Annotated in this window: 10 protein-coding genes; 6 read left to right on the top strand and 4 right to left on the bottom strand. The window is 41.7% G+C overall.

Going from position 1 to position 15,368, the window contains the following annotated elements; translation table 11 throughout:
• Positions 1–110 precede the first annotated feature (110 nt).
• On the top strand, positions 111–1,754 hold the full coding sequence (locus NQ560_RS09440; RefSeq protein ID WP_005331377.1) for a class I adenylate-forming enzyme family protein: 1,644 nt from the start codon (positions 111–113) through the stop codon (positions 1,752–1,754).
• Positions 1,755–1,868: 114 nt separating this feature from the next.
• On the opposite strand, the gene NQ560_RS09435 is transcribed toward NQ560_RS09440, so the two are convergent.
• Positions 1,869–3,482: a CTP synthase gene (locus NQ560_RS09435; protein WP_005331366.1), complete on the bottom strand. Its 1,614-nt coding sequence runs from the start codon at positions 3,480–3,482 to the stop codon at positions 1,869–1,871.
• 108 nt (positions 3,483–3,590) lie between these two features.
• A complete protein-coding gene (locus NQ560_RS09430; protein WP_005339724.1) occupies positions 3,591–5,060 on the bottom strand; it encodes a DUF1846 domain-containing protein in 1,470 nt (489 codons plus the stop codon).
• A gap of 213 nt (positions 5,061–5,273) precedes the next feature.
• Here NQ560_RS09430 and ftsH point away from each other — a divergent pair, with 213 nt between their 5' ends.
• From ftsH to NQ560_RS09410, 4 genes are all read left to right on the top strand, one after another.
• Positions 5,274–7,124, top strand: a complete 1,851-nt coding sequence (ftsH, locus tag NQ560_RS09425; protein ID WP_005331362.1) for an ATP-dependent zinc metalloprotease FtsH — start codon at positions 5,274–5,276, stop codon at positions 7,122–7,124.
• A 105-nt stretch (positions 7,125–7,229) separates the two neighbouring features.
• Complete coding sequence (uvrC, locus tag NQ560_RS09420) at positions 7,230–9,068, top strand: excinuclease ABC subunit UvrC (RefSeq protein ID WP_005331360.1); 1,839 nt, start codon at positions 7,230–7,232, stop codon at positions 9,066–9,068.
• A gap of 51 nt (positions 9,069–9,119) precedes the next feature.
• Positions 9,120–10,052 carry an HPr(Ser) kinase/phosphatase gene (gene hprK / locus NQ560_RS09415; RefSeq protein ID WP_005331358.1) on the top strand — a complete coding sequence of 311 codons (933 nt, stop codon included), beginning with the start codon at positions 9,120–9,122 and terminating at the stop codon, positions 10,050–10,052.
• 26 nt (positions 10,053–10,078) lie between these two features.
• A complete protein-coding gene (locus NQ560_RS09410) occupies positions 10,079–11,029 on the top strand; it encodes an ROK family glucokinase (protein ID WP_005331356.1) in 951 nt (316 codons plus the stop codon).
• Between the two features lie 101 nt (positions 11,030–11,130).
• Here NQ560_RS09410 and NQ560_RS09405 read toward each other — a convergent pair whose 3' ends face one another.
• Positions 11,131–13,710 (bottom strand): transglycosylase domain-containing protein, encoded by a 2,580-nt coding sequence (locus NQ560_RS09405; RefSeq protein WP_005331354.1) that lies wholly within the window; start codon positions 13,708–13,710, stop codon positions 11,131–11,133.
• 186 nt (positions 13,711–13,896) lie between these two features.
• Between NQ560_RS09405 and NQ560_RS09400 the strand changes: the two genes are divergently transcribed.
• Positions 13,897–14,550, top strand: a complete 654-nt coding sequence (locus NQ560_RS09400; protein ID WP_040015313.1) for a YigZ family protein — start codon at positions 13,897–13,899, stop codon at positions 14,548–14,550.
• A 192-nt stretch (positions 14,551–14,742) separates the two neighbouring features.
• On the opposite strand, the gene hpf is transcribed toward NQ560_RS09400, so the two are convergent.
• Complete coding sequence (gene hpf, locus NQ560_RS09395) at positions 14,743–15,276, bottom strand: ribosome hibernation-promoting factor, HPF/YfiA family (RefSeq protein WP_005331351.1); 534 nt, start codon at positions 15,274–15,276, stop codon at positions 14,743–14,745.
• Between the last annotated feature and the right edge of the window lie 92 nt (positions 15,277–15,368).

The raw sequence follows: 15,368 nt of genomic DNA, 5'->3' as shown, positions 1-15,368 counted from the left end.
GGGTAAAAGCGCTAAAGCGTCAAAGCTATAAAGGATTTTGAAATTTCAGTATGGAAAGAGGATAATTGAAATCATTTGAAGCTTTGTGCCAGAAAGGGGAATAATTAGCAATGCCTATTACGGATATTTTGGAGAAAAATTGTCGCCTGTACGGCGATGACGTCTGTCTGGTAGAGATTAATCCAGAGATGCCAGAGACAAAAAGGAGCACGTGGAAGGAGTATGATTTGATTGAACCATCCCGTGCACCATATTACAGACGCGAAATTACATGGAATGTATTCAATGAGAAAGCAAATCGATTTGCAAATCTGCTTCTGGAACGCGGAGTCCAAAAAGGGGACAAGGTCGGAATCCTTTTGATGAATTGTCTGGAGTGGCTGCCGATTTATTTTGGTATTCTGAAAACGGGAGCTTTGGCAGTACCGCTGAACTTCCGTTATTCAGCCGATGAGATTAAATATTGTGTAGAACTGGCGGATGTAGATATTTTAGTGTTCGGACCGGAATTTATCGGACGTGTGGAGGAGATTGCGGACGATATCGGAAGAGGAAGACTTCTGTATTTTGTAGGCGATGGCTGTCCGGGATTTGCAGAAGATTATACTTCGCATACAGCAAACTGTTCCAGTCAGTCACCAAAGATTGACATTGTAGATGAAGATGATGCAGCAATTTATTTTTCTTCTGGAACAACAGGATTTCCAAAAGCAATTTTACATAATCATGAATCTCTGATGCATGCTGCACGAGTAGAGCAGAATCATCATGGACAGACAAAGGACGATGTGTTTTTATGTATTCCGCCACTTTACCATACAGGGGCTAAGATGCATTGGTTTGGAAGTCTTTTGACAGGTGGAAAGGCAGTCCTTTTGAAAGGAACGAATCCGAAGACAATTCTTCGTGCAGTTTCAGAGGAAAAATGTACTATCGTATGGCTGCTCGTACCGTGGGCACAGGATTTACTTCTTGCAATTGATAACAAAGATGTAGATTTGAAGGATTATGATCTGGAGCAGTGGAGACTTATGCATATCGGTGCGCAGCCGGTACCGCCAAGTCTGATTCGTCACTGGAAGGAATATTTCCCAAATCATAAATATGATACAAACTATGGATTGAGTGAATCTATTGGACCTGGATGTGTGCATCTCGGATTGGATCATATTGATAAAGTCGGTGCGATCGGTAAAGCAGGATTTGGCTGGGAGACAAAGATTATCGATGAGAATGGAAATCTGGTTGCACAGGGCGAAACTGGAGAGCTGGCAGTCAAAGGTCCGGGAGTCATGACTTGCTATTATAAAGATGAAAAAGCAACGGCTGAAGTACTTCATGATGGCTGGTTGTATACTGGAGATATGGCAATGGAAGATGAAGATGGATTTATCTATCTGGTTGACCGTAAGAAAGACGTCATTATCAGTGGCGGAGAGAATATTTATCCGGTACAGATTGAAGATTTTCTTCGTACCAATAATAAAATTCTGGATGTGGCAGTTATCGGACTTCCAGATCATAGACTGGGAGAAATTTCAGCAGCAATTATTGAGTTAAAACCTGGTGTAGAGTGCACAGAGGAGGAAATTGATGAATTCTGCAAGAAACTTCCAAGATACAAGAGACCTCGTAAGCTGATTTTTGCAAAGGTTCCTAGAAATCCTACTGGAAAGATTGAAAAGCCAAAGCTTCGTGAGAAGTATGGTGCAGCACATCTGGTCGCAGCGCAGAATCAGGTAGAGATTAAATAATAAAGAGTGATTTACTAGAAATATAAAAGTTCAGGGAGGGTTTGACTCGGTACAAGTCAAACCCTCCCTATTTTGGAATTGTCTATTTTCCGGCAGTTATATACTGCAAGTGATTTATTTATGTTCTTTTTGATATTCCAGAGATGCTTCAATAAATCCACGGAACAATGGGTGTGGTCTGTTTGGACGGGATTTTAATTCTGGATGAGCCTGGGTCGCGATGAACCAAGGATGATCTGGAATCTCTACCATCTCTACAATACGTCCATCCGGAGAAAGTCCGGATAATAGCATACCATTTTGAGTCAGTGCATCGCGGTAATCATTATTTACCTCATAACGATGACGGTGGCGTTCCTGAATTTCTTCAGATCCGTACAGCTTATATGCTTTGGAGTCTTTATTTAAAACACATGGGTAAGAGCCAAGTCTTAATGTTCCACCGATATTTTCTACATCAATTTGTTCTGGCATGATATGAATGACCGGATGTGTAGTATCTGGATCTAATTCAGCGCTGTGAGCATCATTGTATCCAATGACGTCTCTTGCAAATTCAACGATGGATAACTGCATTCCAAGGCAGAGCCCCAGGAATGGAATATTGTGTGTGCGAGCATATTTGATCGCTTCAAGCATACCGTCAATTCCACGATTGCCAAAACCACCTGGAACAAGAATACCACTGACATCGCCAAGAATTTCATCAACATTATCTGCAGTTACCAGTTCAGAATCTACCCACTTGATATTGACAGTAGCGCGGCTGAAAATTCCACCATGTTTGAGTGCTTCTACAACACTGATATAAGCATCATGAAGCTGTGTGTATTTTCCGACAAGTGCGACGGTTACTTCTGTGTTTGGATTTCGCAGATAGTTCACCATTTCTTTCCAGTCTTTTAAATCTGGTTCCGGACAATTTAAGTGCAAGCATTCGCATACTACCTGAGCCAGATGTTCTTCTTCCATTGCAAGTGGAGCTTCATATAAATATTCAACGTCCAGATTCTGCAATACGTGATTTGCAGGAACATTACAAAACAGAGCAAGTTTATCTTTAATTCCTGTTCCAAGTGGATATTCAGAACGACATACAAGGATATCTGGCTGAATTCCCATGCCCTGCAGTTCTTTCACACTAGCTTGTGTTGGTTTAGTTTTCATCTCTTGAGATGCTTTCAGGTATGGAATTAATGTAACATGAATGAGAATTACATTGTCATGTCCTTTTTCATGCTGGAACTGACGGATGGCTTCCAAAAATGGCTGACTTTCGATATCGCCTACAGTTCCTCCGACTTCAATGATTGCTACTTCTGTATTCTCAGCAGCAGGATTGCGATAAAAGCGAGATTTTATTTCGTTAGTAATATGAGGAATAACCTGTACAGTTCCTCCACCGAAATCTCCGCGTCTTTCTTTTTGAAGTACGGACCAGTAGACTTTACCAGTCGTAACGTTGGAATTTTTACCGAGACTTTCATCAATAAAACGCTCATAATGACCAAGATCAAGATCTGTCTCAGTTCCGTCATCAGTTACAAATACTTCGCCATGTTGTACCGGGTTCATAGTACCTGGATCAATGTTGATATAAGGGTCAAATTTCTGCATAGTCACGGTATAACCACGAGCTTTCAGAAGACGACCTAAAGATGCAGCAGTGATTCCTTTTCCAAGTCCTGATACGACACCACCTGTAACAAATACATATTTTACTGCCATAATGTCCTCCTTAGAATGAAAAAATATGTTCAAGCATGTCCCCCAAAAAACATATCTCAAAAAATACTTTAAAAGTATACACCTTTTTTATTAAAAAATACAGAGATTTTAGTCTCTTTTTTCATATTTTGCTTCATAAGTTGCCTGAATAGAAAGGCGCTTTAACTGTTTAATGTCTACAGAGCTTACCATGACGGAAGTATGTGCCTGGCATCCTGCAAGATTCGGAAGCTGTTCTAGTGCTTTCTTTGCAAGTGGATTAGAAGCTGCGCTTACAGAAAGAGCAATGAGAACTTCATCAGTATGAAGGCGTGGATTCTTGTTTCCGAGATACTTTGTCTTTAATGTTTGGATTGGTTCGATGGCTTCCGGTGAAATGACATGGCAGGAATGTTCGATGCCAGCCAGATCTTTCAGGGCATTAAGCAGCATGGCAGCAGTTGCTCCGAGCAATTTGGAAGTCTTTCCTTTTATAATGCGTCCGTCATGAAGTTCGATAGCAGCAGCAGGACCATTAGTTATTTTCTCGTATTCAAGGGCAGCGTCAACAACTTTGCGGTCATGGATAGTAACACCAGCCTGGTTCATCAACATTTCGATGGTATAGACTTCATTGTCGGAGCACTGACCAAGAAGAAGACGGCGCAGGGATTCGTAATATCTGCGTAGAATTTCCTGTTTGGAAGCTTCGCGGCATGCTTCATCATCACAGATACAGTTTCCGGCCATGTTCACTCCCATGTCTGTTGGTGATTTGTAAGGGCTTTCTCCGTAAATGCGTTGGAAAATTGCATTTAATACAGGAAAAATCTCTACATCACGGTTATAGTTAACGGTTGTCTCGCCATAAGCTTCAAGATGGAATGGATCGATCATATTTACATCGTTCAGATCTGCAGTGGCTGCTTCATAAGCTAAGTTGACCGGATGCTTCAGCGGGATATTCCAGATAGGAAATGTCTCAAACTTGGCATAACCGGCACGGATTCCGCGTTCCAGTTCGTGATAGAGCTGGGAGAGGCAGACAGCCATTTTTCCACTTCCGGGTCCGGGAGCAGTCACAACGACCAGTGGTCTGGAAGTTTCAATGTAATCATTTTTTCCATAACCGTTCTCACTTACAATGACCGGAATGTTGGTCGGATATCCTGCAATCAAGTAGTGGCAGTATACACGGATGCCCATTTTCTCCAGGCGGGCTTTAAATAAGGAAGCACTTTCCTGGTTACTGTATTTTGTAATAACAACACTGCCGACATAGAGTCCGCGATCACGGTAAATGTTCATCAGGCGGAGAACATCAGAATCATAAGTGATTCCAAGATCTCCACGGATTTTGTTGCGCTCGATGTCTTCGGCGCTGATCACGATGATAATTTCTGCCTGATCGGAAAGCTTGTCCAGCATACGGAGCTTACTGTCAGGTTGAAATCCAGGCAGTACACGGGAAGCGTGATAATCGTCAAATAATTTGCCTCCAAATTCCAGATAGAGCTTATTGTCAAACTGACTGATTCGCTCTTTAATGTGGGCAGACTGCATCTGCAGATACTTGTCATTGTCAAAACCAATTTTCATAATGAATAAATCCTCTCTTGTCCTCTGTATTATATTATGAGTTCTATCGTTCATATGCCGGAACTGTTCTGAAATATACAGAAAAATTCAGGCATGAAAAACCACAGAAAAAGTATACTACATATTATGGTTAGTTTACAATCTTTTCATAATGTTTTTATTGATTTCTAACAAGGCTGTCCGTATAATGGAGAGTGACACAGGAGGAGAAAAATGGACAACCAGAACGGAAACAAGGATAATAATAAAAATAACAAACAAGGCTTTTCTTTTGTCATACTGATTACGATGCTGACGGCACTTCTAGTATTTGCCATGTATCAGTTTCAGGGAGTGGACAGTGACCAGGAAATTACTTATAACAAGTTCCTGAAGATGATTGATGAGAAGAAGGTCGAGAAAGTTGAAATTAAGAGTGACAGGATTCTGATCACGGCAAAGAAAGAAAGTGGAGATAAGGTCAACAAGGAATATTACACAGGCCGGATGAATGATGACCAATTGGTGGAGAAACTGGAAAAAGCAAAGATTGATTTCAATCAGGAGGTACCGGATACAACTTCTGCAATTGTTGCCCAGTATGCTATGAATATCATTCCGCTTGTCATATTTATTGCACTGATCGTATGGATGACCCGTAAGATGTCGAAAGGCGGAGGCATGATGGGAATTGGCAAGAGTAATGCCAAGATGTATGTGGAAAAACAGACCGGTGTCACATTTAAGGATGTAGCAGGGCAGGATGAGGCGAAGGAATCTTTGCAGGAAGTTGTAGATTTCCTGCACAATCCGGGAAAATATACAAGCGTAGGAGCAAAGCTTCCAAAAGGAGCACTGCTTGTAGGACCTCCGGGAACAGGTAAGACACTTTTGGCAAAAGCAGTTGCAGGAGAGGCAAAAGTACCGTTTTTTTCATTGAGTGGATCTGCATTTGTAGAGATGTATGTCGGCGTCGGAGCATCCAGAGTCCGAGACTTGTTTAAGCAGGCACAGCAGATGGCACCTTGTATTATTTTCATTGACGAGATTGATGCAATTGGTAAGAGCCGTGATACACAGATGGGCGGTAACGATGAGCGTGAGCAGACATTGAACCAGCTTCTGGCTGAGATGGATGGATTTGAAAGTAACAAAGGTCTTGTTCTTCTGGCAGCCACGAACCGTCCGGAGATTCTGGATCCGGCACTGTTAAGACCGGGACGTTTTGACCGTCGTATTATTGTGGAACGACCGGATCTTAAAGGACGTGTGGAAGTACTGAAAGTGCACTCTAAAGACGTGAAGATGGATGAGACGGTTGATCTGGAAGCAATCGCACTTGCAACTTCCGGAGCAGTTGGCTCAGATCTTGCAAATATGATCAATGAAGCCGCAATCAACGCGGTTAAGAATGGAAGAAATGCCGTATCACAGGCGGATCTTTTTGAAGCAGTGGAAGTTGTGCTGGTAGGTAAAGAAAAGAAAGACCGTGTGATGAATCAGGAAGAGCGCAAGATTGTGTCTTACCATGAAGTCGGACATGCGCTTGTCAGTGCGTTGCAGAAGGATTCTGAGCCAGTTCAGAAGATTACGATCGTACCGCGTACGATGGGAGCACTTGGATATGTTATGCAGACTCCGGAAGAAGAAAAGTTCCTGAATACAAAGAAAGAACTGCAGGCTATGTTAGTTGGAATGCTCGGAGGACGTGCTGCAGAAGAGATTGTATTTGATACAGTGACAACAGGGGCTTCTAATGATATTGAGAAAGCAACCAGTGTGGCAAGAGCTATGATTACCCAATATGGTATGAGTGAGAAGTTCGGGCTGATCGGGCTGGAATCGGTCCAGAACAGATATTTGGACGGACGTCCGGTTATGAACTGTGGTCAGGAGACAGCTTCTGAGATTGATCATGAAGTTATGAAGATGCTGAAAGAAGCTTATGAGGAAGCAAAGAAACTTCTTTCAGAACACAGAGAATCACTGGATAAGATTGCAGCATTTCTGATTGAGAAAGAGACAATCACAGGAAAAGAATTCATGAAGATTTTCCATGAAGTAGAAGGAATTGCAGAAGAGTAATACAGAAAGTTAATGTATTTGAATACCGTTTCCCGGGCAAATCAGATTTTTGTCAGGGAGGCGGTATTTTCTGTTACATTGAGTTGAAAAAACAGGGAGTAAATTATGTTTGATATTCAGGAAGAATTAAAAAAGCTGCCGGGCAAGCCGGGAGTTTATCTGATGCATGATGAGACAGATAAAATCATCTATGTGGGAAAAGCAATCAGTCTGAAAAACCGTGTACGACAGTATTTTCAGAGCAGTCGTAACAAAGGGGCTAAGATAGAACAGATGGTGACTCACATTTCCAGGTTCGAGTATATCGTAACAGATTCGGAACTGGAAGCGCTGGTGCTGGAGTGTAATCTCATCAAAGAGCACAGACCCAAATATAACACAATGTTGATGGACGACAAGGCTTATCCATTTATAAAAGTTACTGTGCAGGAGCCATTTCCAAGAGTGATGTTGGCAAGAAGAGTGCAGAAAGATAAGGCAAAGTATTTTGGCCCCTATACGAGTGCCGGGGCAGTGAAAGCCACAATAGAACTGATTCGAAAGTTATATTTTATCCGAAGCTGTAACCGGAGACTGCCAAAGGATATTGGAAAAGAGCGGCCATGTCTGAACTATCATATTCATCAGTGCAAAGCTCCGTGTCAGGGATACATTTCGAAGGAGGAATACCGCAAGTCTGTAGAGGAAGTCTTACATTTTCTGAATGGCAATTATGATCCAATTCTGGAAAAGTTGAAGGCACAGATGGAAGAAGCGTCAGAGTCATTGGAGTTTGAGCGGGCAATTGAATATCGGGAGTTGATAAACAGTGTACAGAAAATTGCACAGAAGCAGAAAATTACAGACACTGCGGGAGATGACAGGGATATTGTGGCAGTATCAAAAGATTTGGAAGATGCGGTTGTGCAAGTGTTTTTTATTCGAAATGGAAGATTGATCGGGCGGGATCATTTTTATCTGAAGCTAGTGGATAAGGAGACAAAGGCAGAGATACTTTCCAGTTTTATCAAGCAATTTTATGCAGGGACACCATATATTCCGGGACAGATTATGTTGCCAGAGGAAATACCAGATCATGAGATTATTGAGGAATGGCTGACAAGGAAAAAAGAGCATAAAGTACATCTGGTCATTCCGAAAAAAGGAACAAAGGAAAAACTGGTAGAGCTGGCAGAAAAAAATGCCCGAATGGTTCTGACGAAGGATAAAGAGCGGATTAAGAGAGAAGAGGGAAGAACGATTGGTGCAGTCAAAGAACTTCAAAATCTTTTGGGCTTAACCGGACTGCATCGTATGGAGGCGTATGATATTTCCAATACAAATGGATTTGAATCAGTTGGCTCTATGGTTGTCTATGAAAAAGGAAAACCGAAGAGAAATGACTACCGTAAATTCAAGATTAAAGGGGTAAAAGGGGCGAACGATTATGCCAGTATGAATGAAGTGCTTACAAGGCGGTTCGGGCACGGCTTAAGAGAAAAGGAAGAAGGTCGAGAACTTGGTAGTTTTACGGTATTTCCAGATCTGATTCTGATGGACGGTGGTAAAGGGCAGGTAAATATTGCACTGGAAGTGCTGGATAAGTTGAATCTGGATATTCCAGTCTGCGGTATGGTAAAGGATGATCACCACAGAACCAGAGGGCTTTATTATCACAATGAAGAGATTCCTATTGACCGGAATTCGGAAGCATTCAGACTGATCACGCGCATTCAGGATGAAGCTCACCGGTTTGCAATTACATTTCACAGGCAGCTTCGCAGTCAAGGACAAGTTCATTCGATTTTGGATGATATTCCAGGTGTTGGACCAGCAAGAAGAAAAGATTTAATGAAGCATTTTGCCAACATTGAGGCAATCAAGAATGCCACTGTAGAGGAACTAAAGAGTCTTCCTTCTATGAATGAAAAATCCGCTAAGGATGTGTATGATTTTTTTCACTGATATGCTATAATTTTAATATTAGTAATAGGATGCCTGGAAGGAGAGACATATATGCGAAAAAATGTAGTTCAAATGAAGCAGATTGTCGAGAAGATGAATCTGAAAAATCTGACACCGGATGTAGAGTTGTCGGATAAGGCTGTGGAGGTTCCGGATATTAACCGTCCTGCATTACAATTGACAGGATTTTTTGAAAGATTTGATTCGGAACGGGTGCAGGTCATCGGTTATGTAGAATATAGCTACCTGACAACATTGGAAGAAAAGAAAAAAGAGGAAATTTATGACACGCTTCTTTCTTACAAGATTCCATGCCTGGTATTTTGCCGTGCTTTAAAACCAGATGATATGCTCTTGCAAAAGGCAACAGAAGCGAATATTCCGGTATTTTCAACAGATTCACATACATCTGCATTTATGGCAGAAATCATTCGGTGGTTAAATGTTCAGTTAGCACCATGTATTTCCATCCATGGAGTACTGGTAGATGTCTACGGTGTCGGTGTGCTGATTATGGGAGAGAGTGGTATTGGAAAAAGTGAGGCGGCTCTGGAACTGATTAAGAGAGGGCACCGGCTTGTCAGTGACGATGTTGTGGAGATCCGCAAGGTCAGTGATGAGACACTGGTAGGAACAGCACCGGATATTACAAGGCATTTTATTGAGCTCAGAGGTATTGGAATTGTGGACGTTAAGACTTTATTCGGTGTTCAAAGCGTCAGAGAGACAAAGAATATTGACCTTGTTATTACACTGGAGGAGTGGAATAAAGAGCGTGAGTATGATCGCCTGGGACTGGAAGATCAGTATACAGAATTTCTTGGGAATAAGGTAGTCTGCCACAATCTTCCAATCCGTCCAGGACGTAATCTGGCTATTATTGTAGAGACGGCTGCTATTAATCACAGACAGAAGTCTATGGGTTATAATGCTGCACAGGAGCTATATCAGAGAGTACAGCGTAATCTTACAAAAAAAGATTAAAATATATACACGAGGAGAAAATAACTATGAAATACTGTTTTGGAGCAGATGTTGGGGGAACCACTATAAAACTGGGATTGTTTACAGTGGATGGAGAAATTCTTGATAAATGGGAGATTATTACAAGAACTGAAAATGAAGGTGAATCCATTCTTCAAGATATAGCAACGGCTTTAAAGGAAAAGATTCAGGAAAAAGCAATTCCGGCAGAAGAAGTGATAGGAATTGGAATGGGAATTCCGGCACCGGTAAATTCGGAAGGTATTGTGAGAAAGACAGCGAATCTTGGATGGGGATATAAAGAGGTTAAGAAAGAATTAGAGAATCTGACAGGTTGGCAGGTTGTTGTTGGCAATGATGCCAATGTAGCGGCACTCGGTGAGATGTGGAAAGGTGCTGGACATGGTGAGAAGAATATGGTCATGGTCACACTTGGAACTGGAGTTGGCGGAGGAGTGATCATGGGAGGAAGGCCTTTGATCGGTGCCAATGGAGCTGGCGGAGAAATCGGACATATCTGTGTAAATTACTTTGAAGAAAAGTGTTGTGGCTGTGGAAAGAAAGGCTGTCTTGAACAGTATGCGTCTGCAACAGGAATTGCAAGAATTGCCAGAGAACATCTCGCAGCTGATACGAAAGATTCAATATTGCAAACTTATGATTTAGATAAGATAGATGCAAAAATCGTATTTGATGCCTTAAAAGAAGGTGACCAGCTTGCAGTAGATGTTGTAGAAGAATTCGGAGAATACCTGGCGAAAGGATTAGCAGACGTAGCAGTCGTAGTAGATCCAAGCCTTTTTGTAATTGGAGGAGGAGTGTCAAAAGCAGGAGAAATTCTCCTTACATATATAGAAAAATATTATCGCAAGCGAGCCTTTTTTGCAAATAAAGATACTCAGTTTGCTATTGCAAGCCTTGGAAATGATGCAGGAATCTGTGGAGCTGCAAAATTGATCCTGGATAGTCAAGTGTAGAAGGCAGATGTTTCGAATATAGGAATATAGGAAAGGAGAGTGGATATCCACTCTCCTGTTTTTGCTTTTTAAATTATCAATACTGGGGTAAGCCAAAATGATTATTGTGTGTTACCACCAGCATCACCGCCACCGGTATTGCCACCGGTATCACCACCACCGGTATTGCCGCCGGTATCACCACCACCAGTGTTACCCCCACCAGCATCACCGCCGCCGGTATTGCCGCCGGTATTGCCGCCAGTGGTGCCGCCAGTATTATCTCCGGTATTAGTACCGGTATTGTTACCAGTATTATCGCTATTTGTGTCATGGGACTTACTGTCATTTTCTTCAGAATCATAGTCTTCAGAATGGTTTTTATGTCCCGGACAACTCTGATCTGGAAGGCTGTCTGTTGCAAAGTATTCTGTTACACTTGGACAACTGGAATTTGCCAGATATCCGCTAATTGTGCAGACGGATTTTTGCTCTACAGAACTTGGCATTACAAAATCTTTTGTTTCAAGATTCTCATGTACTCTGCTCATGATTCCTTTCCAGATGCGGAAACGGAATTTTGTATCGGAATTACATTCTTTGTTATCATCATAACCGCCCCATACAGCACATGTGTAATATGGTGTATATCCGACAAACCATAAGTCCTTGTTGGATGTTGTTGTACCTGTTTTACCGGCAACCGGCATATTATCTAACTGGCAGGCTTTACCGGTACCTTCCTCTACTACGGTCTGAAGAGCACTCGTAAGAAGTCCGGCTGTACTGTCTTTGATTGCCTGGTGACTTTCGCCAGTTCCGTCAAGAAGAACATTGCCATCATGATCTAAAACTTTCGTGTAAAGAGTTGGTTTATTGTAAACGCCGTTGTTGGCAATTGCAGCATAGGCACTACAGAGTTCGTAATTATAAACACCATCTGTCAGACCACCAAGGGCAAGGGTTTTTGTGTTATCAGAATAAGTTTTTCCATTTACTACTTTGTTAGTTACCAGTGTGCTGATGCCAAGTTTCTCACAATATTCCATACCTACATCTTGAGTAACAAGATCACTGGTCTGCACAGCACAGGAGTTGAGAGAAAGTGCGATAGCGGTACGCATGGATACGTCACCTTTGCTTCCTTTAATAGTTTTTCCACCGCCGACATCATAATTTTTATCATCAATGACAGAAGCAAGTGTCATCTCGTCCAGATCCAGAGCCGGTGCATAAGCAGCCAGGATTTTAAAAGTAGATCCAGGTTGTCTCTTGGAACCTTTGTATGCACGATTCAGTCCTAGACTGGTTGATTTGGCACCGCGACCACCGACCATGGCTTTGATCTGACCGGTATACTGATCCATCAAAGTAATGGAAGCTTGTGGCTGTGGTGAGATGTTTATAACTTCATTGTAAGTATCACCTTCCTGAGCGATAGTAGATTTCCATTCTTCTACCATGGCACGGGCGGCATCTTCACTTTTATATAAAAGTCCTTGATCTTTGTTATAAGTTTCTTTTACATATTTTTTGATGTGGCCGGAAGAGTAATTCTCAGTACTTCCATCTGCCCGTGTGACAGTCAGTGCATAGTCGAGACCATATTCGATATTCGATGGATAATTGGAATCATCGTTGGCTTCTTCGTCACAAATCTGCTGAAGAGACTGATTCTGAGTGGAGTAAATGCTAAGACCTCCACTGTAAACAGCATTGTAAGCCTGTGTTTCTGAAAAACCACATTGATCCTGTAGGTCATTCATGACTTGATCTGCAAGTGCATCTACAAAATAACTATATGCGTTGGAAGAATCTGTCTGGGTTTCGTTAACAGACTGGATTCTTGCATATACATCATCTGCCATTGCTTCATCATAAGCAGCCTGGTCGATATATCCCTGTTTCAGCATATTCTTAAGAACCTTATCACGACGCTTCTGGTTCTTTTGAGGGTTCGTGATTGGATTCAGGTTACCAGGACTCTGTGTAATACCTGCAATAACAGCACTTTCAGAAAGAGTCAGTTCTGAAACATCTTTGTTGAAATATCTTTTCGCAGCAGATTGAACACCGAGACAGTTCTGTCCTAAGTTGATGGTGTTCAGATAAGCTTCCATAATCTCATCTTTACTCATCTGCTTTTCGATGGAAACGGCAAGGAACTGTTCCTGGAGTTTTCGCTGTAGCTTATCGTAGAATGTCTTTTCATTTACAAAGTTCGGAAAGACATTATTTTTTATGAGCTGCTGTGTCAGTGTACTGGCTCCCTGGGATCCCCCGGAAATAAGAGAAACACCGGCACGGACAATACCTTTGATATCAATTCCGTTATGCTCATAAAAACGTTCATCCTCGATAGCAACAAATGCATGCTGAAGATCTGCCGGAATCTCATCGATTGTTTTATATACACGGTTAGAACCTGCGGCAACAAAACGTTCAATTTCAGTTGTTCCGTCGTCAGCGTACACTAAAGTTGTAAATCCCTGTGGTTTTACATCATCAGGTGTAATATCCGGAGAATTGTCAATAATCTTTTTCACAAATAGTCCGCCACCGGCAACACCGGCGATTGCAACCACGATGATGCAAAGAAGGAGTGCCTTAAATAATCGGACTCCTACACGCTTTGCCTGCATAGCAGACTTTGACGTAATCTGCTTCTGGCGCTTTGCGGCTTTTTTCTTACCATAATTCATGCGTATATGCCTCCTTTATACCAGGTTATTATAGCAAATTAGCTATTTGAAATAAAGAAAAAAATGAAAACTTCATATTTTCTATGGAAAATCTTAAGAAGTTTGATATAGTAATGTGGTAGGAAGTAAAAAAAGACTTCTTAAGCGTAATATGTATGAATGGAAAATCAAGGGAGTTATGTAAATATGTTGGATAAATATAAAGTTGTGTATAAAGGTGGACAGGATGAAATTATAGAAAAAAAGTCCAGATTTATTGCGACAGTTGCTCCGGTAGAAAGCGAAGAAGAAGCACTTGCTTTTATAGAAGCAATGAAGAAAAAATATTGGGATGCGAGACATAACTGTTTTGCGTATGTCATCGGAGAGAGAGGACAGCTTGCAAGATGCAGTGATGACGGAGAACCTGGCGGCACTGCCGGAAAACCTATGCTGGATGTTCTTCTTGGGGAAGAAATCCGTAATATAGTAGTTGTTGTGACCCGCTACTTTGGAGGAACACTTCTTGGAACCGGAGGGCTTGTAAGAGCTTATTCTTCTTCTACACAGGCGGGAATCCGTGCATCTGTAATTATAACCAGAATCCGGGGGCTTAAACTGAATATTAAGACAGATTATAATGGTCTTGGAAAAGTGCAGTATATTTTGGGACAACGTGGAATCAAGCTGATTGACAGTATTTATACGGAAAATGTAGAATTAAGTGTTTTATTGCCTTTGGGAGAGGTAAAGACTGTGGAAGCAGAGATTACAGAAGGAACTAATGGAAGAGTAAAAATGGAAGAAGGCGATGAGTGCTGGTTCGCACAGATTGATGGGGAGCCGCAGATAGTGGCGTAAGAGCAAAGCTTCTGCGATGCTGCCTCTCGGCCATGGCAGTCGCCATACAGAAAAAAGCAACAAGCAAGAGCCTCGATGCCGCGACGCAGCCTCTCGGCCATGGCAGTCGCCATACATAAAAATAACAAGAACGACCGGAGAATGTAAACACTCTCCGGTCGTTCTTGTTATTTCCATGTCTTGCTTGTTGCTTTATGAGAATTCTGGTTCGATTAATCCGAAAGATCCATCTTTTCTCTTATATACTACGTTAACTTCTTCATTCTCAGCATTGAAGAATACAAAGAAGTTATGTCCAAGTAATTCCATCTGTACGCATGCGTCTTCTGGATACATTGGTTTGATTCCGAATCTTTTTGTGCGGACAATTTTTACTTCATCGTCTTCAATTGACTCTTCTGTCTCAAAAAGAGTCTTGCTGAAGTTGTTACCTTCCTGATTCTTTGCTACCAGTTTGTTTTTATATTTTCTGAGCTGACGCTCGATGACTTCTTCTACTAGGTCGATGGATACATACATATCGTCGCTTTCCTGCTCGGAACGAATGATGTTGCCTTTTACAGGGATTGTAACCTCAATCTTCTGATGTTCTTTCTGAACGCTGAGTGTTACATGAATCTCTGTGTCAGGTGTGAAGTAACGCTGTAATTTTCCTAATTTGCTCTCTACAGCATCTTTTAATCCTGGTGTTACGTCAATGTTCTTTCCAATAATAATGAATTTCATATTGTCCAACTCCTTTGCTACGTTTTTTCAGACGTTAATATCTGACAGTTGGTGGCCAGAACGGTAATCTATCTGATAGATATAGTATAGCA

This window comes from Dorea formicigenerans (genome assembly GCF_025150245.1).
Lineage (GTDB): Bacteria > Bacillota > Clostridia > Lachnospirales > Lachnospiraceae > Dorea > Dorea formicigenerans.
Note: the sequence above shows the minus strand (reverse complement) of the source record. Positions and strands in the feature narration are given on the sequence as shown.

Bases quoted from the DNA above. Each gene is read 5' to 3' on its own strand.
- ftsH (WP_005331362.1), top strand. From the start codon at position 5,274: ATGGACAACCAGAACGGAAACAAGGATAATAATAAAAATAACAAACAA.
- NQ560_RS09400 (WP_040015313.1), top strand. From the start codon at position 13,897: ATGTTGGATAAATATAAAGTTGTGTATAAAGGTGGACAGGATGAAATT.
- hpf (WP_005331351.1), bottom strand. From the start codon at position 15,276: ATGAAATTCATTATTATTGGAAAGAACATTGACGTAACACCAGGATTA.
- NQ560_RS09440 (WP_005331377.1), top strand. From the start codon at position 111: ATGCCTATTACGGATATTTTGGAGAAAAATTGTCGCCTGTACGGCGAT.
- NQ560_RS09405 (WP_005331354.1), bottom strand. From the start codon at position 13,710: ATGAATTATGGTAAGAAAAAAGCCGCAAAGCGCCAGAAGCAGATTACG.
- uvrC (WP_005331360.1), top strand. From the start codon at position 7,230: ATGTTTGATATTCAGGAAGAATTAAAAAAGCTGCCGGGCAAGCCGGGA.
- NQ560_RS09430 (WP_005339724.1), bottom strand. From the start codon at position 5,060: ATGAAAATTGGTTTTGACAATGACAAGTATCTGCAGATGCAGTCTGCC.
- NQ560_RS09410 (WP_005331356.1), top strand. From the start codon at position 10,079: ATGAAATACTGTTTTGGAGCAGATGTTGGGGGAACCACTATAAAACTG.
- NQ560_RS09435 (WP_005331366.1), bottom strand. From the start codon at position 3,482: ATGGCAGTAAAATATGTATTTGTTACAGGTGGTGTCGTATCAGGACTT.
- hprK (WP_005331358.1), top strand. From the start codon at position 9,120: ATGCGAAAAAATGTAGTTCAAATGAAGCAGATTGTCGAGAAGATGAAT.